This window comes from Moritella sp. 36 (assembly GCF_018219415.1).
GTDB lineage: Bacteria > Pseudomonadota > Gammaproteobacteria > Enterobacterales > Moritellaceae > Moritella.
The window spans coordinates 1997312-2023200 of sequence record NZ_CP056120.1 but is presented as its reverse complement, the minus strand read 5'-3'; the positions used below and the strand labels follow the sequence as shown (position 1 = coordinate 2023200).

General features: G+C 39.7%; 23 protein-coding genes and 1 pseudogene. 10 read left to right on the top strand and 14 right to left on the bottom strand.

Annotation, left to right across the window (positions count from 1 at the left end; genetic code table 11):
• Positions 1 to 115: 115 nt before the first annotated feature.
• The gene (locus HWV03_RS09105; RefSeq protein WP_211679411.1) at positions 116 to 394 is read left to right on the top strand and encodes a site-specific integrase; all 279 of its coding nucleotides are present in this window, start codon (positions 116 to 118) and stop codon (positions 392 to 394) included.
• Between the two features lies 1 nt (position 395).
• On the opposite strand, the pseudogene HWV03_RS09100 reads toward HWV03_RS09105, so the two are convergent.
• A pseudogene (locus tag HWV03_RS09100) lies at positions 396 to 515 on the bottom strand (integrase); the annotation flags it as partial.
• Positions 516 to 686: 171 nt separating this feature from the next.
• On the opposite strand from HWV03_RS09100, the gene HWV03_RS09095 reads away from it, so the two are divergent.
• Positions 687 to 1025, top strand: coding sequence for a cytosolic protein (locus HWV03_RS09095; protein WP_211679410.1), 339 nt, complete (start codon positions 687 to 689; stop codon positions 1023 to 1025).
• Between the two features lie 167 nt (positions 1026 to 1192).
• On the opposite strand, the gene HWV03_RS09090 is transcribed toward HWV03_RS09095, so the two are convergent.
• From HWV03_RS09090 to HWV03_RS09055, 8 genes are all read right to left on the bottom strand, one after another.
• Entirely contained in the window at positions 1193 to 2074 is an 882-nt protein-coding gene (locus HWV03_RS09090) for an NAD-dependent epimerase/dehydratase family protein (RefSeq protein ID WP_211679409.1), read from the bottom strand.
• A gap of 735 nt (positions 2075 to 2809) precedes the next feature.
• Positions 2810 to 3196: a T6SS effector amidase Tae4 family protein gene (locus HWV03_RS09085; protein WP_211679408.1), complete on the bottom strand. Its 387-nt coding sequence runs from the start codon at positions 3194 to 3196 to the stop codon at positions 2810 to 2812.
• Between the two features lie 177 nt (positions 3197 to 3373).
• Positions 3374 to 3724 carry a Rid family hydrolase gene (locus HWV03_RS09080; RefSeq protein ID WP_211679407.1) on the bottom strand — a complete coding sequence of 117 codons (351 nt, stop codon included), beginning with the start codon at positions 3722 to 3724 and terminating at the stop codon, positions 3374 to 3376.
• A gap of 96 nt (positions 3725 to 3820) precedes the next feature.
• On the bottom strand, positions 3821 to 4378 hold the full coding sequence (locus HWV03_RS09075; RefSeq protein ID WP_211679406.1) for a nucleotidyltransferase family protein: 558 nt from the start codon (positions 4376 to 4378) through the stop codon (positions 3821 to 3823).
• A gap of 51 nt (positions 4379 to 4429) precedes the next feature.
• Positions 4430 to 4621 carry a DUF6678 family protein gene (locus tag HWV03_RS09070; RefSeq protein WP_211679405.1) on the bottom strand — a complete coding sequence of 64 codons (192 nt, stop codon included), beginning with the start codon at positions 4619 to 4621 and terminating at the stop codon, positions 4430 to 4432.
• Positions 4622 to 4914: 293 nt separating this feature from the next.
• Positions 4915 to 5268 (bottom strand): T6SS amidase immunity protein Tai4 family protein, encoded by a 354-nt coding sequence (locus tag HWV03_RS09065; RefSeq protein WP_211679404.1) that lies wholly within the window; start codon positions 5266 to 5268, stop codon positions 4915 to 4917.
• Complete coding sequence (locus HWV03_RS09060; protein ID WP_211679403.1) at positions 5253 to 5705, bottom strand: type VI secretion system amidase effector protein Tae4; 453 nt, start codon at positions 5703 to 5705, stop codon at positions 5253 to 5255. The genes HWV03_RS09065 and HWV03_RS09060 overlap by 16 nt, the downstream gene beginning before the upstream one ends.
• A 73-nt stretch (positions 5706 to 5778) precedes the next feature.
• Positions 5779 to 6204: a GFA family protein gene (locus HWV03_RS09055; protein ID WP_211679402.1), complete on the bottom strand. Its 426-nt coding sequence runs from the start codon at positions 6202 to 6204 to the stop codon at positions 5779 to 5781.
• A gap of 200 nt (positions 6205 to 6404) precedes the next feature.
• Between HWV03_RS09055 and HWV03_RS09050 the strand changes: the two genes are divergently transcribed.
• Positions 6405 to 7559, top strand: coding sequence for an IS110 family transposase (locus HWV03_RS09050; RefSeq protein ID WP_211675068.1), 1155 nt, complete (start codon positions 6405 to 6407; stop codon positions 7557 to 7559).
• A 473-nt stretch (positions 7560 to 8032) separates the two neighbouring features.
• Here HWV03_RS09050 and HWV03_RS09045 read toward each other — a convergent pair whose 3' ends face one another.
• Complete coding sequence (locus HWV03_RS09045; protein ID WP_211679401.1) at positions 8033 to 8353, bottom strand: hypothetical protein; 321 nt, start codon at positions 8351 to 8353, stop codon at positions 8033 to 8035.
• Positions 8354 to 8863: 510 nt separating this feature from the next.
• Here HWV03_RS09045 and HWV03_RS22745 point away from each other — a divergent pair.
• Together HWV03_RS22745 and HWV03_RS09040 are read left to right on the top strand one after the other, a co-directional pair.
• Complete coding sequence (locus tag HWV03_RS22745) at positions 8864 to 9019, top strand: phage integrase N-terminal SAM-like domain-containing protein (RefSeq protein WP_446724898.1); 156 nt, start codon at positions 8864 to 8866, stop codon at positions 9017 to 9019.
• Between the two features lie 15 nt (positions 9020 to 9034).
• On the top strand, positions 9035 to 9595 hold the full coding sequence (locus HWV03_RS09040) for a tyrosine-type recombinase/integrase (RefSeq protein WP_446724897.1): 561 nt from the start codon (positions 9035 to 9037) through the stop codon (positions 9593 to 9595).
• A gap of 131 nt (positions 9596 to 9726) precedes the next feature.
• Here HWV03_RS09040 and gyrA read toward each other — a convergent pair whose 3' ends face one another.
• Positions 9727 to 12438, bottom strand: coding sequence for a DNA topoisomerase (ATP-hydrolyzing) subunit A (gene gyrA / locus HWV03_RS09035; protein WP_211679400.1), 2712 nt, complete (start codon positions 12436 to 12438; stop codon positions 9727 to 9729).
• Positions 12439 to 12687: 249 nt separating this feature from the next.
• Between gyrA and ubiG the strand changes: the two genes are divergently transcribed.
• The 5 genes from ubiG to HWV03_RS09010 all read left to right on the top strand — a co-directional run bounded on the left by ubiG (position 12688) and on the right by HWV03_RS09010 (position 18870).
• Positions 12688 to 13386 (top strand): bifunctional 2-polyprenyl-6-hydroxyphenol methylase/3-demethylubiquinol 3-O-methyltransferase UbiG, encoded by a 699-nt coding sequence (gene ubiG / locus HWV03_RS09030; protein WP_211675059.1) that lies wholly within the window; start codon positions 12688 to 12690, stop codon positions 13384 to 13386.
• A 594-nt stretch (positions 13387 to 13980) separates the two neighbouring features.
• Positions 13981 to 16254: a class 1a ribonucleoside-diphosphate reductase subunit alpha gene (gene nrdA / locus HWV03_RS09025; RefSeq protein ID WP_211679399.1), complete on the top strand. Its 2274-nt coding sequence runs from the start codon at positions 13981 to 13983 to the stop codon at positions 16252 to 16254.
• 91 nt (positions 16255 to 16345) lie between these two features.
• On the top strand, positions 16346 to 17476 hold the full coding sequence (gene nrdB / locus HWV03_RS09020; protein WP_211679398.1) for a class Ia ribonucleoside-diphosphate reductase subunit beta: 1131 nt from the start codon (positions 16346 to 16348) through the stop codon (positions 17474 to 17476).
• Positions 17476 to 17751 carry a class I ribonucleotide reductase maintenance protein YfaE gene (gene yfaE / locus HWV03_RS09015; RefSeq protein WP_211679397.1) on the top strand — a complete coding sequence of 92 codons (276 nt, stop codon included), beginning with the start codon at positions 17476 to 17478 and terminating at the stop codon, positions 17749 to 17751. The genes nrdB and yfaE overlap by 1 nt, the downstream gene beginning before the upstream one ends.
• A gap of 276 nt (positions 17752 to 18027) precedes the next feature.
• Entirely contained in the window at positions 18028 to 18870 is an 843-nt protein-coding gene (locus tag HWV03_RS09010) for a DUF692 domain-containing protein (RefSeq protein WP_211679396.1), read from the top strand.
• Between the two features lie 37 nt (positions 18871 to 18907).
• On the opposite strand, the gene HWV03_RS09005 is transcribed toward HWV03_RS09010, so the two are convergent.
• The 3 genes from HWV03_RS09005 to HWV03_RS08995 all read right to left on the bottom strand — a co-directional run bounded on the left by HWV03_RS09005 (position 18908) and on the right by HWV03_RS08995 (position 25825).
• Positions 18908 to 20164 carry a peptide synthetase gene (locus tag HWV03_RS09005; RefSeq protein ID WP_211679395.1) on the bottom strand — a complete coding sequence of 419 codons (1257 nt, stop codon included), beginning with the start codon at positions 20162 to 20164 and terminating at the stop codon, positions 18908 to 18910.
• Between the two features lie 88 nt (positions 20165 to 20252).
• Entirely contained in the window at positions 20253 to 23468 is a 3216-nt protein-coding gene (locus HWV03_RS09000; RefSeq protein ID WP_255547138.1) for an efflux RND transporter permease subunit, read from the bottom strand.
• Positions 23465 to 25825: an efflux RND transporter periplasmic adaptor subunit gene (locus tag HWV03_RS08995; RefSeq protein ID WP_211679394.1), complete on the bottom strand. Its 2361-nt coding sequence runs from the start codon at positions 25823 to 25825 to the stop codon at positions 23465 to 23467. The genes HWV03_RS09000 and HWV03_RS08995 overlap by 4 nt, the downstream gene beginning before the upstream one ends.
• Between the last annotated feature and the right edge of the window lie 64 nt (positions 25826 to 25889).

The window sequence follows — 25889 nt, the reverse complement described above, 5'->3', positions numbered from 1 at the left end:
TGAGTGCTTTTAAGTGACTTGTTGAACGAAGCCGCTGCGCGGCAGAGTAACCAAGCCAGCGTTCATACTAACCAATAGCATCACCATTAGGTAGTGCCTTATTGGAGTTATTAGTATGAATCATTCACAACAGCAACGATTTAATTATCATTATGAACAACACCTTACCAATTTAAGGCTACAAGGTAAACGCCCAGCAACCATTGATGGCTATTCTCGTGCGGTTCGACGCATTTCGGATTATTTTGATAAGTCCCCAGACACATTAACTACTGCTGATTTAAAAGTTTATTTCAATAGCCTGATCCAGACCCACTCTTGGAGTACCGTTAAATTAGACCGTAACGGTTTACAGTTTTTCTATCGTTATACGCTTGATAAACAATGGGACTAAGAAGCAGCGCCAGCTCCATCAAACTATTTTCAATTTCTAGTCTGGTTTTGATCCGCCAAATCTCCTCAAGCCGAAAAGGCTTTTTTACGCCGCTTCGTTTCTTTTTGTTGAAAGCTTCCATGATGACCTCCTTCTTTATTTGGTCATCACGATTGTAGTTGGAAGGAAATGAACAAAGACGTGTTTTAAGTTGACCTAATGAATGTCCGGAAATAACTTTAGCAACTAAATCTCTACTACATTCTCCCCTAATAGTGATAAAATCTCCGCACCAAAATAACCGAGAAACTCTATGTTTATCCATCATGTTAACGGCATCGACTGGCTGGTGATTACAGCTTTTGAAGAGCTGAAAACTATATTTATCGAAGAAGCTGGTGCGATCCCCTTTTGCTTATCTACCGCCAGCGACTTAAACCTGATTGATCAAACCAAGCGCACTTATGGATATTTGCCTACACTCAGCGGCGTAATCACCGATACCGGCACTTTTCAAAGTCAGGATAATGAAGAAGATTTGAACCCACAGCTTGCCTGCCTAGTCGAGGGGCGTGGTCGGGTATTTATCTATCACGGCGGCTTTGTGGCTTTTGTGGATGACGAGCAAACCTTTATTACCCGAATGGACTGAAAATTATTCAGTAAGTTGAAATCGGCGAGCTGCATCTCTAGCAAGGAATTGGGCAATTTTGAGTTAGCTAGGCTAGCTAACTCGTTCGTGGACAGAAATGCGTTAGATTTAATACTCTAACGCACTAAACTTAGATTAGGAAAAGTATCCTGAAGTATTAAATTTTGTTAGCTAATACTAATTGCGGGAAGCACTTCTGCGAAATCATTATCCAGCATATCTAATACACTCTCATAACCATATTTCGGCTGCCACCCTAATTCTAATTGCGCCAAACTAGAGTCATAAACTCGGTCGAGACTTTTAGGTAAATGCCAAGTTCGATCTGCGAAGTCTTTTACAAGCTTCGCAGCATACTCTTTTACGACATCATCAGCGTTTAAATAAAGCTGCTCACAACATGTCTTATTAAATGGTGTTTTTCCAGAAATAATATAACGCCTGAACCCCGAAAGACGTTTTTCGATGGCACAAGCATGAGCATTCGCTACATCTCGAGCATCAATACCACGCGTAAGACGATAGAGAGCCATTAAATTTGCAGGTTCAGGAAAGCAGCGAGACATTTGAAGTACAGTGACAGGTAAATTAAACAAGTTTGAGATATTTTCCAAAATCTGCTCTGCTTGTATCTTGGATTTGTGGTAAATCGTTTTAGGTCTAGGAGTAACCGTTTCATTGACCCATCCTGCAACGCCATCAGGCGTTGAAGAAAAACCATAGAGGGCTGTAGTGCTCGTAAACACAAAATGTTTAACCCCTTTTTTTACTGCTAATAGTGCTAGTTGCTCCGTTGCTTTTATGTTGATATCTTCGAATTCGAGGTCAGATACCAAGCCTACATGCGGCGCATGCAATGCAGCTGTATGAACAATGACATCCACATCCTCTACAGCCTCAGTTAACAAACCAATATCACGAATGTCTCCAACATAGTTTACTGTAGAGCAAGGAGTTTTATCTATTCCTACGACTTTGTGAGTCTTCATCAATTTTATATAAATTGCACGTCCTACTCGACCGGCTGATCCTGTAACTAAAATTTTCAACTTTTACTACCTGTTTGAATCCAAGAGTCTATTCTATCAGTTTACGAATGGTATGGTCTTCCTCTTCGGTATTGCATTGACCAAAAAATACCGCAAACAAGTATTTATGAATTAGAAAAATTCAGTCAAAATGCTGTTACTGGATAATGTGTGAGTTTTAACCCTAAGACTAAATGGGGCAATTTTGAGTTAGTAAGGCTAGCTAACTCATTCTTGGACATAAACGTGTTAGTTGGATCCGATGTGGGCCACTATGTATATAAGACTCTGTTGTATTTGTGTTGCTATGGAATAGTACAACTAAATTATGCGCTTTAATGTCAGGAAAGGATGTTGTGGATTTAAGGTTCGCTGTATAGTTTTGTCTATCTCTATCGCTGAGATTTCCATCTCCAAGCTATGATACATAATAGTTTACATTACTCTCAAATGTATTTTGATCTGATTCCGCACTAGCCAAATTATAATATGGCATATACCCCAATAAGAATTCGTTCGAAAGATCTGCCGGACATACGTTATTATAGCTTTTATTTGACTGGCCAACTTTTAAAATCAACCACATATTGGCCTAACGCCCCGCTAATAAGTGACCAAATGCTGGCGGGGGATTTGCTCCGCAAATGGCATGACAGTATTTGTGAATCTTGATTTATTTTCTTGTTAGCTATGTTAACTTCTTAGTGCATAACCTGTTAAACACTTTTTTATATAAAAATAATGACAGAATCGAGATCAGAATAAAGCAAGGTAATACATATAAAAATATATAGGGTGCATTTTCCACTCTTTGTTCCACAGATCAATATGATCTCCACTTCGATTCGGGATAGATTCATTTCCACGTTGCCAGTAGTCTTTAAAGAAAATAATTCCTGTTTTTCCATCAAGGTCATCTTGAAATGAACTTGGGCTGATCTTTTCAACTCCACCTAACCAGTTGAAGCTAGATTTATTAAGCCAAACAGCCATCTCTTCAGCAAGAAGAATATGTTTCATACCCTCATGTCCCCAGTATTTTTTGACTTTGGCTCCGACGGTTGATACTCCAGATTTAATTAAGGCATCACTCAAGTTAATTGCGCAATAATTCCCAAATGGACTAGATCTGGTTGGTTGCATATTCTGACACCTGCTCTTATCAGGTTTTTCTCAGGAAAGTTTTTCCATAATTAAATTGAGACATCGTATATCCTTATACTTTAGATTCATGGTTGCTAAAATTGTGTAGCGAAGCGAAGCGAAGTGAAACTGAGCAGACTGTTATCAGTCCCACTTTAAATTCTTGTTAGCAGAACTTTAACCGCGAACTGCTGTAACAGTTACCTCAATTAAAACTTGTCCTTCGAGATCTACACCTAAACATGCTCGTTGAGGCCAATGCTGCGGATTTATTCCAAGCCAAGTTTTCCAAACAGAATCCATGATTGGTTTATCCGACATATTAGCAATATACACTTGAGCGGAAACTATTTGAGTTTTATCTGAAGCAAGCTCCAACAAGTTGCTTTGAATTGCATCTAAGGTGAGCTTTGTTTGCTGCTCAATACCAACTGAAGTATCTGAAGAAGTTGCGACAGTCCAAACTAAATCTTTATAAGCAGATGACTTGCTACGTCCATCGTAAATCCCACCTTTTCTCTCGATCATAGAGACTTCCTTGTGCTGCTAACGCCCAACTAACCAGTGCGGTTTGCAAAACGCGTTATTGTAAACTGAATCTGCGTTCAGTTGCTTGTTAGTAGGTCAACTCCAAGGGAGCACCTTTACTTGCTGCCACCTAGCCTTATAGCCAGCGGTCATTTTGTTGTAATTTGCTTCCGTCATTGCTCGCTTATTTGGTTTTATCAACATATCAAATGCATCCTCTACTCCATATGGTGCAAACAACTTGATACTGCTCGAACTATCCAGAGTAAACCCGATGGCAAATGCAGAAAGCCAAGATTCTATGCCTTGTTCGACACGTTCGTATGCCTGAATGGAGCAATCGAACTTCTTGGAATAGCGCTCATGAATGATCGCTTGGTTCTTTACGTCAACGTCTACACAATGACTTAACCGCGAACTAATACGGCTTTTGAACTCATCTTCGGTGAAGATGCAAGTACTGTCGAAATAAACAACATCAAAGTCTTTAACTTGCTCAAGAAGCGGTTTACTTTCGATACTATTCCAGATTATTTGAGTAATAGCACCGCCTGCAATATAGAAGTTTGGCAAGCCTACTTCACGACATGCTTTGGCTGTTTCGATTAGCTCAGGAACTTGTTGAATTAGGTGCTTTAGTTTTTGTTTAATCATCCTGACCTACTAACGCCTGCCTCATGTGTCGCAGGTAAATGCAGGCACTTGTTATGTGTAAAACTCTTGTGAATCGCCATGTTCGACATAACCCCAAACCCTGACTCCAGAATTAGTTAAAGTAAACTTTGCCTTATTAGTCAGACAAATACCAATAATTTTCTCGGTTGCATCGATTAGATCAGGTTTCACTAGCTGGCCTACCGGTTTTTCTAATTTAGTGACAATTTCAAACCACATCATAGATTTAAAATCACCATAATATTGTTCAATTTCAGGTGTATGTGTATAACTAAATTCTTCGTCTGGAAAAATGATCCATCAACATTTTTAGACCGAAACAAGAGCATTTCATCAACGTTTTTCAAATCTTCAAACAATGATATCCATCTTGAATTGTTTGATAACGAAATCAAATTTTTCAAATTACAGTCCACTCCAAAATTACGTATAACGCCAGCTTCAGAGGCATATTTAGATAGACTATTTTTTGCGCTTTTGCTTTATTTGCAAAAAACGGGCTGGCTAAATATGTCCTACAGCAAGCTTTTGTTAGCCACTTTTTCAATTACGGAATACAAAGAATTCGAATTAGAAAGGTCAATACATTGCATAATGCTAAGATCTCTATTGTGCTTGCTTACATATTTATTCTTAACATGGTCATTAACAAAATTTCTTATTGATTCATACACATGCAGACCATAGCTACCTTTTTGTAAATATGCCCCTGAAATATAACCAGCATCTTTTGCAAATACTGAATCTGGGTAAGTGGTACTTAAACAGTAAGAAATAGCATATTTAATTTCATTGCTGTTATCACTAGCCGACATAGCAGTTACGCTAAAGCTACAAAAAAGTGAAAAAATAATTACTTTAAAGTCCATAACATAACCTTTTTTGAGAGCGGAAAATAACATTTATCAGAACAAAAACTACCATCCCATAAAGTCGTATGACCAGATGCATCATCCCAACCGTCAACTTCAAATACAATGATGCCTTTTTTACCCCTAAGCTCAGGTTGATACGGTTTACTTTTAACTACTATATCTGGCGGCCCAAACTTTTTGGTTAAGTATTTCACCATTTCTGTAACTCTATAGATATACCACTTTTTGTCATCCCCTGACACAGTTAAATTGGGTGGAATATAGCTGACAGGGTGTCCACTATAATTCAAAGATCGGCTCAATCTAATTGCACATGAATTTGTAAAATTATTTGCTTTTACTTTACCTCCAATAAGATCAAAAACATCTTCAGCACTACCTTTTGGGTATGCAGATAACATATTTATAAACATCGGTCTTGGTATACTCATCAATTTATCCTTATCGATTGGTAGTGGCTAACGCTTGGTTCAGGTGCGCCGTAGGTGTCACCTGAACCACTTGTTATGTTTCCCCACCTAGATGTGGAGGTAATATTTTAAATTTTGGAACACTGGCAGGGAAAACAGCGTTTTTTGGTGCAGACGCTGTATAAATTAGCATTGCAGGTAAACTGGTTTTATTATTTTTGAGTGTTGAGGCAGAAACTGAGTAGAAGTTTCCTACTGTAACTTCAGCACAGAGAACATCTCCGCACTCTTCGCAAGACATTTGGTGCATATCTTGACCAGAATCCCCTTTGCGTGTTGAGACAAATGGAGTTCCTTTTGTAAAAGTAAACGAATCCTTTGGAAACCATATGCCAAACCATTTATCTGAGCCAGATAAACTCTGGCATTCTGTGCAGTAGCAAAATACTGAATTAATAGGCTTGCCTGAGCAGGAGTACTCTATTGCACCACATTTGCAACCACCTTCCTGTGTATCCATAAAAATATATTCCTTATTTATTTGATGTTGTAAATATGTATTTGCTTTGAAACTATTTGTTCAAATTTTACTTAGATGTTGATTGATGCTGAAACATAGACATAATGACTCCCACAAGGTGCTAGCCTCCAACTTCGTGGGTTAGTTTTAAAAACCAGAGCCATAATATATTTGTCAAAAATATAAAACTGGAGACTAGCATGAGTAAACATAACATAGTTTTTATTGGCATGGACACACACAAATCATTTATTGAGGTCGCTTATATTGAAGATGTGCGGGGCGTCAAACCTATTCACCTAGGTAAGAATCCATCAACTAAACAATCAGTTACAAAATTGGTGCGTCGGTTCGAATCAAAATACCCACATGCAACCCTACACTTCGTTTATGAAGCCGGTCCTTGTGGTTATTGGATCTACCGTTTGATCACATCACTCGGCCATTGTTGTTATGTCATCGCGCCTTCGCTTATCCCCAAGAAACCAGGCGATAAAATAAAAACCGACAAGCGTGATGCAATGAACCTCGCTAAATTGCTTAAATCAGAAGACTTAACCGCTATTTACGTACCCGAGCCTGAAGATGAAGCGGTACGAGATTTATCTCGTGCCAGAGAAACTGCAATGAAAGATCTTAAAGATGGTAAATATCAACTTAAAGCCTTGCTGCTGCGAAATAATGTTACAGCAAAAGTGAAAGACAATTGGTCAAAACAACATTTACGCTGGTTAACCGAATTGATCTTGCCGCACCCTGCTCAACAGATTGTTTTGCAGGAATACATACAAACAATAACTGAGCGTATGAATCGATTAAAACGGCTCGATAATGAACTTGAGCATCATGTGAAAAACTGGCGCTATTACCCCGTGGTAAAAGCGATCCAAGCGATGCGAGGTGTACGCTTACTTGTAGCAACTGGTGTTGTAGCAGAGCTCGGAGATCTAACCCGTTTCGACCATCCAAGAAAGCTCATGAGTTATCTTGGACTTGTCCCCAGTGAGCACAGCAGCGGTGGCAGCCGTAAGATTGGTTCTATTACCAAATGTGGTAATAGTCGAGCAAGACGCTTACTTGTTGAAGGAGCACACACCTATCGTTTTGCCGCAAACATCTCCACAGAACTGCAACTTCGACAGGAAGACCTAGGTAAAACCATTGTAGATATCGCATGGAAAGCACAGCTTAGGCTGTGCCGCAGATATCAAACCATGTTACGTCGAGGCAAACACTATAACGTGATTGTCACGGCAATAGCGCGAGAAATGATTGCCTATATCTGGGCGATATCGCGTGAAATAGTGCTGACACCCGTAGAGCCAAAATTACGGCTATCGAGAGTGCCTGCATGATAAAAGTTGTTGAGTTAGCGTATAGAATCAAGCATCGGGTGTGGCACAATCACCGACGGCGTTAGGATGGTAGCTAATGAAAGTTAGCTGATCCACGAACATAGACTGAAGACAGGTGTCACGACGAAATAAGTAAGGTAGGCGCTGCTTGCGAAAGCAAGTAATCCACGAATATCAGCATGATAACCGACGAATATACTTGCTTCATTCTTACGTTAACTCACTTTATTTAATGAAAGTGAATTTATGGCTATATTTTTTAGCAAGGATCTCTGCGTTTTACTTGACGTGGGGAGTCATACCAACGCCCTAATAATAGGCAAAAAATTGTTGGCTAAAATGTTGAGGAACGAAAACAGCCAACTGTTTTTTGTCCTTATTAATTAGCTTGTTAGTTTGCTATTCTTCTACGCCGATTGAGGACTCCTGTTAGCATGTAAACTAGATACCCCTTCTATTTATCTATAAATACTTTATTTTTTAATTTTTACACCCCCGATTGAATTATTATCGCAATCATAAATAATACTCACAGATTTATCGGCAGCTAAAGCAGTTAAAAATGAAGACTTCATAGCTCCACCTCCTGCCTTCGCCACATCAAAAACATACCACTCGACAACCCCACAAGGTTTCCAAACTACATTACCTTTAAAAAAAAGCACTTCAACATTACCACCTATATGACTAATAATTGATGATACTTTTACAGATGAAAAGTCACCCCATGTAGGTGCCGCGAGAAGAGGCGAAGAAAAGGCCATTAAAATGAGACCTTGAGCTATTTTTTTCATGTTTATTACCTCGATACGACTTGTTCGCCGTTTACCAATTTAAATTTATAAGTTACACAGGCTTATCTTAAAACCTTACCTATGAAAGAAATTAAGTAACCTAAAATACAGCCCTTGCACTAGATTTTAACTTCTCACTTAGTGCAAAATAGACTTAAAGCTACATCAATATTGCCTAAGCCAACTAACAATGTATTTTACAGAATTCCGTAAAACACTTTTTTAAATTAATTAAAGAGCTAAAATACTAACAGTATAGTCTATTATTTACAATTACTTACAAAACAATTAATGCAATTTAACTTGTATCACATACACAGAATGGAATTATTTATACGGGTCCGTAAAAGTAAATTACGAGTACAAATAAAAATAAAATAATCAACACATTAAAAATATGACAAGGTTCAAAGAAAGCCAATTTCACTCCGTTAAAACCTCATATTGCTCCTCATATAAATAATCACACGCTATAACTGTATATAACACCAGTTGAAAAGCGTATTTTATATGACAGCATCACCTTTCTTAAAATCTATACGAACAGAAATAAAAACGAAACATTACAGCTATAAAACAGAGAAGGTTTACATTTATTGGGTTAAACAATTTATTATTTTTAACAATAAACGACACCCTGAAACGATGGGAAATACCGAAATTTAAGGCTTCCTCAAACATATGTCAGGCCAGTACTATTTGATTACAGCATTACTTTATGGAGGTGGGTTCAGACTAAATGAAGCTTTATCACTTAGAATCAAAGATATTGATTTAATAAATAAATCTATATTTATATTCAAAGGGAAAGGGAATAAAGATCGCTATACACTATTACCTGAATCATTAATTCCAATGATAAAACAACAGATGGAACACGCAAAAGCTATTCATGAAAAGGATATATCTCACGGTTTTGGAAGTACGTCTTTACCAACATCATTGCATCGAAAATATAAGTCATCATTACATACATATACTTGGCAATATCTATTCCCTTCAACCACAAGGTGTATCCACCCACACGACAATTATGTCTGCCGTCATCACATTCATGATACAGCCTATTCAAAAAAATTAAGAGCAGCAGTAGTCACAAGTAAAATAACGAAACGCGTAACAGCACATACATTCCGTCACTCATTTGCAACGCAGTTACTCAGCTCTGGTAGTGATATAAGAACAGTGCAGGAGTTGCTAGGTCACTCTGACATCAAAACCACAGAACTGTTACCCATGTGATCGGTAATAAACGAGCTGGGACACCAAGTCCAATAGATACATTACGATTTTTATAAAAAAGGCCTGTCACTCTAGGAGTAACAGGCCTTAAGAAGTTAATTTCGTTTAGTACATTACTGCACTACCCTTAATTACTCTTCAGTAGCTTCTTCTGCGCTGTCTGCAGCATCAGTTGGAGTAGCTGGAACTTCTGTTGGTGCTTCTGCATTTTCTGCATCAATAACAACTGCGTTCTCGTCTTCTTCAACTTCATCGATACGTTGTAAACCAACAACTTGCTCATCTTCACCAGTACGGATCAAACGAACACCTTGTGTATTACGACCAACCATAGATACTTCAGTTGCACGTGTTCTTACTAGCGTGCCGCCATTAGTAATAAGCATTAGCTCATCACCATCAAGTACCTGCGTTGCGCCAACAACTTTACCGTTACGTTCACTTACTTTAATTGATACAACACCCTTAGTACCACGACTCTTCGCAGGGTATTCTTCAAGTGCAGTTCGTTTACCGAAACCGTTTTCTGTTGCTGTTAAGATTGCACCATCGTTCTTCGGAACGATTAGCGATACTACTTTTTGGCCTTCATCAAGTTTGATACCACGAACACCCGTCGCTGTACGACCCATAGGACGTACACCTTTGAACTTAACTTCAGGTTTACCGTTTTCATCTAGAACCGGGTTACCGTCTTCATCAAGTACAGGTGTTTCTTCAAACTCGCAGAAACGTACTACTTTACCTTCATCCGAGAACAACATTATGTCGTTAGTACCATCAGTGATATCAACACCAATTAGTTCATTCCCTTCATTTAGGTTAACAGCGATGATACCGCCAGCACGAGGCTTGCTGTATGCACTTAGTGCTGTTTTCTTCACTGTACCGTTAGCCGTTGCCATGAAGACAAACTTATTATCTTCAAACTCAGACACAGGTAGGATAGCAGTAATACGCTCACCTTCTTCCAGTGGTAGTAAGTTAACAATTGGCTTACCACGGGCTTGACGACTAGCTAATGGTAATTGATATACCTTCATCCAGTACAAGCGGCCACGGCTTGAGAAGCACAGAATATGATCATGTGTATTAGCAACCAACAGACGTTCAATGAAATCTTCTTCTTTCATCTTCGTTGCTGACTTACCTTTACCACCACGACGCTGCGCTTCATAATCAGTAAGAGGCTGATACTTAACATAACCTTCGTGAGACAATGTTACTACAACATCTTCACGTTCAATTAAGTCTTCCAAATTAATGTCAGCACTGCTTGCCGAAATCTCGGTACGACGTTCGTCACCAAAGGCATCTTTTGAAGCTTGTAGCTCTTCAGTGATAACTTCTAGTAAACGCGAAGGCGTATTAAGAATATGTAATAGTTCAGCAATAACTTCGAGTAGTTCTTTGTATTCGTTAAGAATTTTCTCGTGTTCTAGACCTGTTAGTTTGTGTAAACGTAAGTCTAAGATCGCTTGTGCTTGTATCTCTGTTAAGAAATACGAACCTTCACGAATACCGTACTCAGGTTCTAACCATTCAGGACGCGCAGCATCATCACCAGCACGCTCTAGCATTGTAGCTACATCACCTAACTGCCAGCCGCGGCTGATCAAGGCTTGTTTTGCTTCTGCAGATGTTGCTGATTGCTTAATTAGCGCAATGATGTCATCAATATTTGCTAATGCAATCGCTAGCGACTCAAGGATATGAGCACGTTCACGAGCTTTACGCAGTTCAAATACTGTACGACGTGTAACAACTTCACGACGATGGCGTAAGAACGCATCTAGCATTTCTTTTAAAGTAAAGATTTTTGGTTGCTTGTCGATCAGTGCAACCATGTTGATACCGAATACAACTTGCATTTGCGTTTGAGCGTAGAGGTTGTTTAATACAACTTCGCCCACCGCGTCACGCTTAACTTCAACGACCATACGCATACCATCTTTATCAGATTCATCGCGTAGGGCACTGATGCCTTCAATTTTCTTATCTTTTACAAACTCAGCAATACGTTCAATCAAACGTGCTTTGTTTACTTGGTACGGTAGTTCATGAACAACAATCGTTTCACGACCACGGTCATTGGTTTCAATATCGGCGCGAGCTCGGATATGAACTTTACCACGACCAGTACGGTAAGCTTGCTCAATGCCCGCTTTGCCATTAATGATACCGTTCGTTGGGAAATCTGGGCCTGGAATGTATTCCATTAATTCTTCAAGACTTAGGTCTGGATTTTGAATTAATGCTAAACAACCATTGATAACCTCATTTAAATTATGAGGTGGGATATTCGTTGCCATACCCACGGCAATACCTGACGAACCATTAACCAATAGGTTAGGGATACGTGTAGGCATAACTTCCGGAATAAATTCAGTACCATCATAGTTAGGTACGAAATCTACCGTTTCCTTGTCTAAATCAGCAAGTAATTCATGCGCGATTTTTGACATTCTGATTTCGGTATAACGCATTGCGGCTGCAGAATCACCGTCAACAGAACCGAAGTTACCTTGACCATCAACAAGCATGTAGCGCAAAGAGAAAGGCTGCGCCATACGTACAATAGTGTCATAAACAGCTGTATCACCGTGTGGGTGATATTTACCGATTACGTCACCAACAACACGTGCTGATTTTTTATATGGTTTGTTCCAATCATTCTTCAATTCGTTCATCGCGAATAAAACGCGGCGATGAACTGGCTTCAAACCATCGCGAACATCAGGAAGAGCACGACCAACAATAACGCTCATAGCGTAATCTAAATAGGAATTTTTTAATTCTTCTTCAATATTGATAGGTGTGATTTCTGTGGCTAAATTACTCATATAAGCCTTTACCCCTAAGTTTTAAAGTGCTTTCTATTATATTTTTTAGAGAAAGCATTCTAGCATAATATTTACCAGCAAATACAATATATAAGAAAATTAACTCACTTGAATACAATTTTATTAGCTATTTATTCACTCATCTATAAATAATACTTCTGAAATCGTTTTCTCGTTATATACTATGCCCATATTTTTATGTTTCACCTTATTACTTTTCACCTTATTAACGTATCAAGAAGACATTGTATGAATGTAGATAAACAGGAAATCGCTAAATTTGAAGCCATGGCCAGTCGTTGGTGGGATCCAGCTGGTGACTTCAAGCCATTACATCAAATCAATCCATTACGCTTAGATTACATTGATGAGCGCTGTGGCGGCTTATTTGGCAAGAGAGTTCTTGATGTTGGCTGTGGCGGCGGGATCTTAACTGAGAGCATGGCTCGCCGTGGTGCAAAAGCGCTGGGTGTTGATATGGGTAAAGAACCCCTCAATGTGGCAAAATTGCATGCGCTTGAATCTGGTACTGAAGTTGAATACCGTCAAGTATTAATTGAAGAGTTAGCTGAAGAGCAACCAAACAGCTTTGATGTGATCACTTGTATGGAAATGCTAGAACACGTGCCTGACCCTGGTTCTGTGATTAACGCTTGCATGCGTCTTGTAAAACCAGGTGGCCATGTATTCTTCTCGACAATCAATCGTAATTTAAAATCGTATTTGTTTATGATTGTTGGTGCTGAGAAAGTCTTAAAAATGATGCCTAACGGGACCCATGACCATAAGAAATTTATTCGTCCATCAGAGCTATTACATTGGGTTGATCAATCGGGTCTATTCTGTCACCACATGACTGGCCTGCATTACATTCCATTAGTAGACCAGTTCAAGCTAGGCGAGAATGTTGACGTTAACTATATGCTACACACACAGCTTATCGATTAATGTAACAATTAATATAATTCTCCTTTTACCTAACAGCGCCTTTGCTGTTAGGTAAATAACTCAACACCTTTTTTCCTGCTTTAAATTCACTACCTCTATATAGCCATTTACAGTCATTTAACCCAAATAACTGGGCCTACTCTAATCAACACGCGCAAACAAAGTTATCTACTTTATAGGTAATATGAAACTTACTGCGTATAAAATGACGGTATTGTTTGCAATAACAGCCAGCTCAAAAAATAATAAATTAGTACTTGCGTGGTAGTTTTATAATCGAATTAGCTGTAAATATAATCAAAATTATTGAGGATCTCCTCACAACCTTGGCAACACTTTTTTTTCTTTTTTTTTTCACTTTTACTGTTGATTTTTGCTAACCGTAATTGATCACTGAGGCCAGAATGAAAGTCGCCACTAACTCACTAAATTATCCACATGTTGTTCAGTTTAGTGCTACTTGCCAAAACACGATTATCACACTATCTTGTATGCATAAATACAGGACAACACTACATCTTGTGTATTAACAAGAATATCAATACTAGTGTTGGTGGAAATGTTCTTAACATTGTTTTAAGGTCAGTCAGCTAAATGAATAAGAATTTACTAGTTACAAAACGCAGCGGTAAGCAAGAAACGATCGATCTTGAAAAGATCCACCGCGTGATCAAATGGGCAGCCAAAGGGTTGAATAATGTATCTGTTTCACTGGTTGAGTTAAAATCTCACATCCAGTTTTATGACGGCATACGTACTGAAGATATACATGAGACCATGATCAAAGCTGCAGCTGATTTAATTAGTGAAGAAGCACCAGATTACCAATATCTGTCTGCGCGTTTAGCCGTCTTCCACCTACGCAAGAAAGCATACGGTCAATTTGAACCACCTGCGCTTTATGAGCACGTAAAACTCAATGTTGATGCGCTTCGCTATGATGCACACCTACTTGCAGATTACACCGCGGAAGAATTCGCAGAAATGGATGAGTTAGTTGATCACTGGCGTGACATGAACTTCTCTTATGGTGCAATTAAGCAGTTAGAAGGTAAATACCTACTACAAAACCGTATTTCTGGTGACATCTTCGAAAGCCCACAATTTCTATATATCTTAGTGGCAGCGAGTTTATTCGCGACTTATGATAAATCTGTTCGTATGGACTACATTCGTCGTTTCTACGAAGCAACGTCAACGTTTAAAATTTCACTACCGACACCAATCATGGCGGGTGTTCGTACCCCTACTCGTCAATTCAGTTCGTGTGTACTGATTGAGTGTGACGATAGCCTAGATTCTATCAATGCAGTATCTAACTCTATTGTTAAATATGTATCGCAACGTGCTGGTATCGGTATCAATGCAGGTCGTATTCGTGCCCTAGGTAGCTCAATCCGTGGTGGTGAAGCATTCCACACTGGTTGTATCCCATTCTACAAGCACTTCCAGACAGCTGTTAAATCTTGCTCACAAGGCGGCGTACGTGGTGGTGCAGCAACATTATTCTATCCATTATGGCACTTAGAGGTTGAATCACTATTAGTACTTAAGAACAACCGTGGTGTTGAAGAAAACCGTGTGCGTCACCTTGACTATGGCGTGCAAATTAACCGTTTAATGTACCAACGCTTAATTGATAACAAAGACATTAGCTTATTCAGCCCATCAGATGTTGATGGTTTGTATGATGCATTCTTCCAAGATCAGGATGAATTTGAGCGTCTGTACACACTTTATGAACAAGACCCATCAATTCGTAAGCAAACAATTAAAGCCAGCGAACTGTTTGCTTTAGTAATGCAAGAGCGTGCAAGTACTGGTCGTATCTACATTCAACATGTAGATCACTGTAATACACACAGCCCGTTCAACCCAGCGGTTGCGCCTGTAAGACAAAGTAACTTATGTCTTGAAATTGCATTACCAACAAAACCAATGCAACACCCTGGTGATGAAAGTGGTGAAATTGCGCTATGTACATTATCAGCGTTCAACCTTGGTGCAATTAAAGACCTAAGTGAATTAGAAAACCTTGCAGACCTTGCAGTTCGCGCACTAGATAGCTTACTTGATTACCAAGACTATCCTATGCCTGCGGCTGAAAAGTCAACAATGGCGCGTCGTTCATTAGGTATAGGTGTGATTAACTACGCATACTACCTAGCGAAAAACGGTGTTAAATACTCAGACGGTAGCGCAAACAACCTAACGCATAAGACATTTGAAGCAATTCAATTCTACCTATTAAAAGCGTCAATGAACCTGTCGAAAGAACAAGGTCCGTGTTTAGCATTTAACGAAACAACTTACGCACAAGGTATCTTACCAATTGATACGTATAAGTCAGCGTTAGATGAAATTTGTGATGAAGAGTTACACCTAGATTGGGAAACATTACGTAGCGAAATTAAAGAACACGGCTTACGTAACTCAACACTAACAGCATTGATGCCATCAGAAACATCAAGCCAGATTTCAAATGCGACAAATGGTATTGAGCCACCACGTGGTTTAATCAGTATTAAAGCAAGTAAAGACGGTATCTTGAAACAAGTGGTACCTGATTACGAGAATCTGCGTGATAACTACGAACTACTTTGGAACATCCCAAATAACACGGGTTACTTACAACTTGTTGGTTTAATGCAGAAATTCGTAGACCAAGCGATTTCATCTAACACTAACTATGATCCACAACGTTTCCCGGGGCAAAAAGTACCGATGACAACGCTGTTAACGGACCTGATGTTAGCGTATAAGTACGGCTTAAAGACGCTTTACTACCATAACACACGTGACGGTGCATCAGACGTAGATGTAGTTAAAGAAGACGAGGGCTGTGAAGGCGGCGCATGTAAGATCTAAACAATCTAATTACATACACCAATATAAAAACCTACGCCCTTTCATTTGGCAGCTTAGGCTGCCAATTTAATGTATAAAATAGAGATGACCAATGAGTTACACTACTTTTTGCCAAACTAAAAATGATCAATTAAAAGAACCAATGTTTTTCGGCCAGCCTGTTAACGTTGCCCGTTTTGACCAACAAAAACATGAAATTTTTGAAAAATTAATTGAACGTCAGTTGTCATTTTTTTGGCGCCCAGAAGAAGTTGATGTAAGTAAGGACCGTATTGATTATCAGCAATTACCTGATCATGAAAAACACATTTTCATCAGTAATCTGAAATACCAAACATTATTAGACAGTATTCAAGGCCGTTCACCTAACGTTGCTTTTTTACCATTGGTTTCATTACCAGAACTAGAAACATGGATTGAAACCTGGTCATTCAGTGAAACAATTCACTCACGTTCATACACGCACATTATTCGTAATATCGTGAATGACCCATCAGAAGTATTCGATGATATCGTTGCTAATGAAGAAATTCTAAAGCGTGCTAAAGACATTGCTGGTTATTACGATGACTTAATCCATGCGACTCAGCAGCTACACCTACTTGGTGAAGGCACACACGTTATTAACGGTGAAAAAGTTGTTGTTAACCAACGTGCCGTGAAGAAAAAGCTATACCTAGCAATGGTATCGGTAAACGTGCTTGAAGCAATCCGTTTCTATGTTAGTTTTGCATGTTCTTTCGCGTTCGCTGAACGTGAATTAATGGAAGGTAACGCTAAAATCATCAAGCTTATTGCCCGTGATGAAGCATTGCATTTAACCAGTACACAGCACATTCTAAACTTGATGGCTGACGGTAAAGACGATCCAGAAATGCAAGAGATCTCAATTGAATGTTTCCAAGAAACACTGAAAATCTTTACTGATGCAGCACAACAAGAAAAAGACTGGGCAGAATATCTGTTCAAAGATGGTTCAATGATTGGTTTGAATAAAGATATTCTTGCTGATTACATCGAATACATCACCAATACACGTATGGCAGCAGTAGGCTTACCAACGGCATTTGAAGTGAAAAGTAACCCACTACCGTGGATCAATGCTTGGTTAGTGTCTGATAACGTACAAGTTGCACCACAAGAGTCTGAAATCAGCTCATACTTAGTTGGTCAAATTAACGCCGAAATCAACCACGCAGACATAGGTACATTCGTTCTATAATGTCGATTACGCTGACAACTGATTCAGGACGCTATCAAGTTTCAACACAAGATAGCTCCCTGCTTGATACGCTTGAGCGTACTGGACATCAAATTGAATACCAGTGCCGTCAAGGCTATTGTGGCGCTTGCCGCACTACGCTCTCAAGTGGCACGGTTACTTATACAACCGAACCACTTGCAGCGGTTGCAGCGGGATCGATATTACCCTGTTGCTGTAAAGCAGATAGTGACATAACACTTGCCGTCATCGCAACAATAACGGTTTCAGCATAATATACTTATGATTAATTAAGTAACGTGTATTAACCCCCGTAAAATAACAAGCCTTAACAATATTCACTATGTTAAGGCTTGTTCATATTGTGATCCAACATCCATTTTGTCATCTCACAAAATCCAACTCTCAATAGCTTACGATATAGAATGTGATTTACTTTGCAAAACGAGTAAACCTTACCCATACTCCTTTCAATAACGTATAAAAACTTCAATAGCGTATAAGCACTTCAATAACGTATAAGTACCACGGCTTTAAAATAGGACAACTTTATGTTAGATGATTTAGTTGGGATCGGCATGCGTCCTGCACATTATGAGAAACTCACTAATAGCCAAGTCGATATTGGCTGGGTAGAAGTACACAGTGAGAATCACTTCGAGATAAACTCAGAAGCTACGTATTACCTGGATAAAGCCTGTGATCGCTACCCCATCAGCTTACACGGTATTGGTTTAGCGCTCTCTTCCAATGAGCTACTTGATACTATCCACATTCATAATATTAAAAAACTGGTTGACCGTTATAAGCCATTTCGAGTATCAGAACACTTGGGCTGGAGCTCCATTGCTGGGCAGCATTATAGTGATACACTAGCCATTCCCTACACAGAAGAAAACCTCAAGCGTGTGATCCGACGGGTTGAACAAGTACAACACATTCTAGGTCAAACAATTGCAATCGAAAATCCGGCCTGTTATTGCCAATATAAAAATAATACCCTGACAGAAGCCGTCTTTTTGACTGAACTACAAGCCGCTACAAACTGTAAAATACTGCTCGATATTAATAATGTTCATATTAGTAGTCATCAGCTCGAATTCAACCCTTATGATTACTTAACGTCAATACCAAGCAGTATTGTCAGCGAGATCCACCTATCTGGTAGCAATAAACAATTAAAGAATAACCACATAACCTTCGACCAAGAACATAGCCAAAAGGTAACGCCCGAAGTATGGCAGCTATTTGAGTATTATTTGCAGCATTGCAACACAATCCCGACCCTTATTGAATGGGATACTAATATCCCACAGCTCAATGAATTACTGCATGAAGCACATATAGCTCAAAAAATGATATTGAAATCACAGCGTTTTAAAAATACATGTTAATCAAATAGGTTCTCAAAATCACAATCGCAAAAATAATCTAAAAACCAGCGGATTCCCCCCGGTATAAACCATGTTCATGCCCATAACAAATACCATGACATATTTGTGATAACGCATGCTCAGAACGGCCATTACTGCTTAGTTGATGTGGTATACGCAAAATAACTTCAACCCCCTCTTTATTACCCGCTAACGCTAAAAATAGCGCGGTTGTATTAAAATAAGGTGGAATAAAAAAAACACTCGAACAATTAAAACCAGCAGCACTGTACTCATCAACCTTAAGGAAACCCAAATTAGAAATAATGGCGGAAGTACGATATTGTCCTGTTTCTTGTCGTTTAAGCGCTAATTTGTCATTGCATTTTTTTAACCATGCCAACGGCACCCAATTTAATACATTGAGTGCAGGCACACCGGTAAAGCGAGGCATTCTTGCATGTTCATTATCCGCAAGTTTTAATTTAATTTGCTTAGCCCAATCAGCTGTAGTTGTTTCTGGGGATACTTGCATTAGTAGTCCACCAGTCAAATTACCCGTTGAGATAATATCGGTGTCATGCATACGTAAATCAACAGGGAGTTGAATACGTACTGTCGAGTCAGAATAAAGATTTGCTAACTTAGCAATACTAATACCCGCGTTAGCTAATATTTTCTTATAACTACCTGGCAGAGTTCTGCGTTGCCAAGAGGAACCAAAGTCTTGCCCAGCGGGAACTCCCGTTGGGGCTGAAACGGTATCGTTAATTTTTTCACTTTTTATCGACGTGACTGATTTAGCCAAATCAATATCGCGTACAAAACTATTATCTCCTTGTAACGGCTGCTGACGCAGGGCACGTAATACTTCATCAGCAAATGTTTTTGTACCTCGTCCATCCATTACCGCATGATGCGTTCTAAAAATAATATGGTGCTTATCACTTTTCTCACCAAGTACCAGCAATACTTCACAACCCGTACTGGTTTTTACATCGAGAGGTCGATTTAAAAATGGCGCTAATTTATCGCTCATGCCATCCCAACTTAGCCCTCGAATAACTTCAAGCTCTGTCGTTTGACCTGCATCAGCCCAATGGCTAAAACCAAGCTTACCCGCGAGTTTAAACCGCGTTCCTTGTAATACAGCTGAAGCCTGGGTGACCGCTTGTTGCCACGCGGATATATCAATATTACCGTGGCCTTCGAGTACCATTTGATTGGCAACACAAGTTGCGGTTTCTTCGGCATTAAAATCATCACAACTAATATAAAAACGCTCTGTTGGTGAAAGTTTACGTTTAAACGTCATCGTTCCTCCTTGAACTGTTCGACGGTTATGCTGCGCTATCTGTCGCGCGGTTATTATGGCTAGCCATGTCTTGATGGTCATCAAACACTTAGGCTTCAGCACTTTGTTTTTTAAAAACTAGTGTCGTGACAGCGTTCACTACATCTTGAATTAATAAATACACGGCAGGCACTAATAACAAACTCACCAACGTGGCAAACAACACACCAAACGCGAGCGATATAGCCATCGGAATTAAAAACTGTGCCTGTAAGCTAGTTTCACTCATGATCGGCACTAAGCCAATAAAGGTGGTTAACGATGTAAGAATAATGGGGCGAAAACGGCGAATGCCCGCACTGGTAATCGCGGTTTCTAAGTCTTCACCTTGACTGCGTTTTTCGTTGATATAGTCAATCAAGACTAAATTATCATTGACCACGATCCCACTCACGGCAACCATGCCAATAAAAGACCACAAAGTGACATCAACCCCTAACAATAAATGCCCTAATAACGAACCAACAAGGCCAAACGGGATAGCGAACATGACCAAGAATGGCTGCGTGTAAGAGCTAAACAAAATAGCCATCACTAAGTACATCGCAATCAATACAAGCAAATAACTGCTTGTTAATATATCCACAAACTCCACAATACTTTTTTGCTTGCCAGCCTTTGACCACTTAACGGCGGTAGTCTCTGTTAATTGCTGTAAAAAGCCAGCTTCTAAATCAGCGATAACGGCCTTCGTCCTGTTCTTCCCTGTATCAACAAATGCCGAAACTGAAATAACCCGATTTCGCTCATAACGTTTAATGTTATTATCAGCCGATTTATAACTCACATCTGCAATCGTAAAGAGAGGAACCCCTTCACCATTAGGTAGTTGAATATACATATTTTCCAAATGCCATAATGAGCTGGTTGCCTCTTTTGGATAACTCACCTGCACTTTTACTTCATCCTCACCACGCGGCATGCTTTGCACTTCAACACCAAGGTAAGCCTGCTGAACTTGCTGGCCAAGCGCACTCAATGTTAATCCCATATCACGCGCCACAGGCTTTAGCGCGAGTTGAACCTGTCTTGAACTGCGCTGCTGAGAATCTTGAATATCGTAGACACCTTCAAACCGAGCTAACACTTGCTTTAAGTTTTCTGCTTGCAGCGCTAAATCATCTAAGTTACGGCTCGACAGCTCAATATTAATATCTGCACTTGGCGGGGTTAGATCCGACACAAAACTTAATTCGATACTGTCTTCAATTTCGCCAACATCTTCTCGCCAGCGACGAATAATATCATGACCAGACATCACACGATCATTCGATACTGATAACTCCAGATACACTCTGCCAATATGATCATCGGCAGCCGCTTGTGCTTCACGTGAATATTTACTGATTGGCGCAACGACAGAATACACATGCGCAATCGCAGAAGCCCCGTTTTCATCGGTCAACTCTTGTTGCAGTAGTAATGCTTCCTGCTCAATCTTTAATATCGCATGCTTGGTTTTATCAGGGTTACTGCCTTCTGCAAAAGTGACATTGGCATACGCAACATCCCCTTCAATGGCCGAAAATAAGACCGTTCGTAACCAGCCACTAGAAAGTAAGGTTAAAGAGATAAAAAACAAGCCTATAAACCCTAAAATATAGCTCCAACGCCACACCAGCACATGATCAAGAAAAGGCTTATATCGGCGTATCACAAAAATTTCTAACGCGGCTGAAAATTGGGTTTGAATCCCTTCCAATATTCCACCAATTGCTTTTATTTTCCTGATTAATGATTTTTTATTGGCGGTATTCAGATTCGTTACCTTGGTCATATTTGGCTTTTCATTAGCATCGCGCTCGACAGGTTGATGACTTAAATGAGCGGGTAAGATAAACAATGATTCAAACAATGAAAACAATAATGTCGTGATCACAACAACAGGAATAACTTGCATGAGCTTACCCTCAGGTCCAGGTAAAAACAGCAACGGCATAAAGGCGATAACACTTGTTATAATGGCAAATATGATTGGCTTAGCGACTCTATGTGTCCCCTCAATAGCCCCCTCAACCCCCTTATTACCTGCTGCTTGCTCAGTATAAATACTTTCTCCCACAACAATGGCATCATCAACAACAATCCCAAGCACCAATAAAAATGCAAATAACGAAATAATATTAATCGAAGCATCAAACACCGGTAATAACCAAAAAGCACCCATAAATGAAATAGGAATACCCAGGCTGACCCAAAAGGATAAACGCCAATTTAAAAACAATAATAAAATAGCAAACAGCAAACATAACCCGCTAAATACATTGTTAACCAATAAGTCGATACGACTCATAAATAACTTAGAATCATCTTGCCAGACATACAAACTGACCCCCTCGGGCAGATACGTCGCAGGTGCTTGTACGTACTTATTTATCGCATCAGCAACATCAAGAATATTTTGCTCACCAACACGATATACGTCTAAAGACACAGCCCGTTTACCGTCGAGTTGTGCCATTGTTCCTTCATCACGAAACCCATCGGTGATCGTCGCAATATCACTCAGTAAAACTCGCCCACCATCTTCATCCGCTTGCAGAATAATACTGGCAAAATCATCCGCACTTTCAATCAGACCTAAAGTTTGGATCAGTATATCGCCCTGCTCTGTCGCGAGACTACCACCGGGTAAATCAAGCGCTGTCGCTTTGAGTATATTAACGACATCTGCAAACTTTAAATTATATTGCGCCAAACTGTCTTCAGATAATGCAATACTGATTTCGTATGGTCTGACATTTTGCAGTTCAATAACCGAAATAACAGGTTCTTCTAACAAGTCTAACCGGATATTTTCAGCTAAACGTTTTAACGCCCATTCATCACCTGCGCCAGCGATAATCAATTTGGCAACGCGATAACGCTCAATCAATTCGCTGACGACTGGCTTTTCAACTTCATCCGGAAATGAGTTGATACTTTCAATCCTTGATTTGACTTCATCTAATACAGCCTTGGTGCTATAACCGTCAGCAATATCAATGGTGGTATAACACGAGCCTGAACTAGCGAATGAGGTGAGATCGAGTGTACCTTCAATATCAAAAACGACCGCTTCAATACGCGTACAAACCATGGTTTCAACATCACGAGGACCAGCACCAGGATACAAGGTCGAGATCGCAATTCGCTCTAGCGACACACCAGGAATTAACTCTTTACGTGTTTCTGGTAACGCTAAACAACCGAGTGCGACAATCACCATCATGATCAGGTTTGCTGCAACCCTATTATGCGCAAACCAAGCGATCATTACTTTCATGAGCGTACCTCATGCTGCACAATCACATTTTGTAACCCTGTATCTAAGCGGATCACGTTTAACTTCATACCATTAACCGCAACATCAAGTGGAGTTAATATCAGCTTATCGCCCTTATCTAGACCAACATTGATATAAACTTGGTGTTTACCTTGATGTAATACACCGACCTTCACAATCTGCAAGCGTTGCTGTTCATCTAACAACCACACTTTATTATCGTTACGTAATGCCAAGCGAGGGATGATCACTATGTTCTCAAATTCACGTCCTGATATTTCAGCTTTAACAAAACGACCTGGTTGTAAATATAACGGTTGCTCAGGATCGTTAAGCACTTCTGCAACCACATACTGCAATCGGTTCTCAGCAAGTCCCCCCTCAGTTCCCGTGATTGTTCCTTGCCATTGATAACGTTTGTTATTGACGCTAACAGAAAGTGTCACTCTTGGACTTGCAACGGATACAAGCGTATTTGAATCATAAACAAACGCATTTATTTGCTGTGGTAAATCCATCAGCGTTAAGTACTTGTCGGCGACAGGCAAACGCACATGCATTTTATCTAACGAGAAGATTTCACCGATTACTTCGCCCGAATTGACTAACTGACCACGCCCAACACTCACCGCTTTAACTCGACCAGAAAATGGGGCTTTAATCACGGTATGATCTAGCTTTAAATTGGCTAAACGTAAATCAGCTTCTGCCGCTTTAACCCGACTTTTTGCATCATTAATTTGAGGGATGTGACGGGCGAAACTGGTCGCTTTACTCGACACGCCTCGTCGTGCAACATGCGCTTTAGCTTTACTTTCAGCTAAGTGTAATAATGCACCATCAACAGCTTGCTGCTTTTTAATTACTTCGAGTTTATAGGCTTCATCATCCATCGATAGCAGTACATCTCCGGCATTAAAATAGCCACCTGCGGTGAAATTATCTGCAACAGATTTAACTCTTGCAGTCACTTCAGAATTAAGGTTTATTTGTGTTTTTGCAGTAACGATCCCGCGACTAAAAATAGGAATAACGACATCATCAAACGTTACGTTCATATAACGCACAGAGGGAAAACGATTAATCTCAGGACTGACTTGGCTTTGCGGTCTAATGGCTGATAGCAACGCTATACAGATAAAGGTAAGCACAATAATAGAAAGCGGAATGGATACTTTTTTATGACGGGAAAATAGCGCCAGCCCCTGTTGCCAATATGGCATTAATAGCCTTTTAGCTTGCTGGATTTTAGATAATAGCACTTGCTTAAATTTGTTTTTTTCTTTTGCGTCAGTGTTACCCTCTCCGACAATCATAGCCGCGGCCGTTTCTTTCGGCGTCAGTAAGTCACCTTGTAACAAATGTTGTTTCCAACACTGCATCGTCGCTTGCGTTGTTTGAATATCTTTTGCAACATAAGGGTGTAATTTAAGTCCTAGCGACAATTGTTCATGCCACAATAATATACCTGTGGAGACAGGGTAATTCTTGGTGCCGATACCACAGCAAACCCACATATCATCTTGATTAATGGGTGGGTTATTATCGTCTTTAAGTGGCCAATTACCTAAAAAACTGAACGAACCCGCATAGAATTGGCGCTCACTGACATATTGATAAATACGGCGTACACCATTCTCACCAATTATTTTACCAATATGTGCTTGCCACCAAAGTTGCCAATGACTTTTCGCTTTGATTTGTTGCTTCACTTGCCGCTGAATATCACGAGCCGTAATGGTGTTATTTAGCAATACATTAATCCCAGAAGAGCAGTTTCCCGTTTCTGATATATTGGGTAGTGCACCACGTAGATTAACGGGATATAACCAATAATAATCTTGCTGAGAGGCAAGCAGTTTCTCTGCAACTGCTCTGTTTAACGCCCAGAATAGATAAATATTCAGTGCAACTCGATGCTTCCTTGCTAGCTTCTTAATTTCAATCGTTTCGGATTCAGTAAAATAAGCATTAACGATAGGCGCATCATTACTGTATTGAGTACGGTTTTCAGTATCAGAAAAATTTGTTGCGGCGTAATCTGGATAAGTCGTTTTCCAACGAATCATTTTTGGGGCTTTAGATTTGCCACCAGCAAAAAGCATTTTTATTTGCTGCCAATGCGATGGCGCAATTTTGTCTGCTGTTTTTGGTAGGTTTTCACACGGGTAATCATGCTCACGTAAAATAGTGGTTAATCCACCTAGCCCATCCATTTCACTGTGTGAAAATTCAAACCAATTAATTTCATCCGTGTTTTTTTTTAGTAACCCAACATTCATTCGGTCACCGATCCCAAATGCTTTACGCGCTTGAAACCACATAGCTATATAGTCTTTCTTTTGGCTACTACTCATCGGTTAGCTTCCTTGTTAACCAAACTGAATGCCTCGATTAAATCGAAACTGTCCCTCTTCTCTC

Coding starts and splice junctions, on each gene's coding strand:
- HWV03_RS09085 (WP_211679408.1), bottom strand. CDS start 3,196: ATGCAACCAACCAGATCTAGTCCATTTGGGAATTATTGCGCAATTAAC.
- HWV03_RS08995 (WP_211679394.1), bottom strand. CDS start 25,825: ATGAGTAGTAGCCAAAAGAAAGACTATATAGCTATGTGGTTTCAAGCG.
- HWV03_RS09040 (WP_446724897.1), top strand. CDS start 9,035: ATGTCAGGCCAGTACTATTTGATTACAGCATTACTTTATGGAGGTGGG.
- gyrA (WP_211679400.1), bottom strand. CDS start 12,438: ATGAGTAATTTAGCCACAGAAATCACACCTATCAATATTGAAGAAGAA.
- nrdA (WP_211679399.1), top strand. CDS start 13,981: ATGAATAAGAATTTACTAGTTACAAAACGCAGCGGTAAGCAAGAAACG.
- HWV03_RS09095 (WP_211679410.1), top strand. CDS start 687: ATGTTTATCCATCATGTTAACGGCATCGACTGGCTGGTGATTACAGCT.
- HWV03_RS09010 (WP_211679396.1), top strand. CDS start 18,028: ATGTTAGATGATTTAGTTGGGATCGGCATGCGTCCTGCACATTATGAG.
- HWV03_RS09065 (WP_211679404.1), bottom strand. CDS start 5,268: ATGGACTTTAAAGTAATTATTTTTTCACTTTTTTGTAGCTTTAGCGTA.
- HWV03_RS09045 (WP_211679401.1), bottom strand. CDS start 8,353: ATGAAAAAAATAGCTCAAGGTCTCATTTTAATGGCCTTTTCTTCGCCT.
- HWV03_RS09060 (WP_211679403.1), bottom strand. CDS start 5,705: ATGAGTATACCAAGACCGATGTTTATAAATATGTTATCTGCATACCCA.
- HWV03_RS09005 (WP_211679395.1), bottom strand. CDS start 20,164: ATGACGTTTAAACGTAAACTTTCACCAACAGAGCGTTTTTATATTAGT.
- HWV03_RS09080 (WP_211679407.1), bottom strand. CDS start 3,724: ATGATCGAGAGAAAAGGTGGGATTTACGATGGACGTAGCAAGTCATCT.
- nrdB (WP_211679398.1), top strand. CDS start 16,346: ATGAGTTACACTACTTTTTGCCAAACTAAAAATGATCAATTAAAAGAA.
- HWV03_RS09055 (WP_211679402.1), bottom strand. CDS start 6,204: ATGGATACACAGGAAGGTGGTTGCAAATGTGGTGCAATAGAGTACTCC.
- yfaE (WP_211679397.1), top strand. CDS start 17,476: ATGTCGATTACGCTGACAACTGATTCAGGACGCTATCAAGTTTCAACA.
- HWV03_RS09050 (WP_211675068.1), top strand. CDS start 6,405: ATGAGTAAACATAACATAGTTTTTATTGGCATGGACACACACAAATCA.
- HWV03_RS09070 (WP_211679405.1), bottom strand. CDS start 4,621: ATGATGTGGTTTGAAATTGTCACTAAATTAGAAAAACCGGTAGGCCAG.
- HWV03_RS09000 (WP_255547138.1), bottom strand. CDS start 23,468: ATGAAAGTAATGATCGCTTGGTTTGCGCATAATAGGGTTGCAGCAAAC.
- HWV03_RS09105 (WP_211679411.1), top strand. CDS start 116: ATGAATCATTCACAACAGCAACGATTTAATTATCATTATGAACAACAC.
- HWV03_RS09075 (WP_211679406.1), bottom strand. CDS start 4,378: ATGATTAAACAAAAACTAAAGCACCTAATTCAACAAGTTCCTGAGCTA.
- ubiG (WP_211675059.1), top strand. CDS start 12,688: ATGAATGTAGATAAACAGGAAATCGCTAAATTTGAAGCCATGGCCAGT.
- HWV03_RS22745 (WP_446724898.1), top strand. CDS start 8,864: ATGACAGCATCACCTTTCTTAAAATCTATACGAACAGAAATAAAAACG.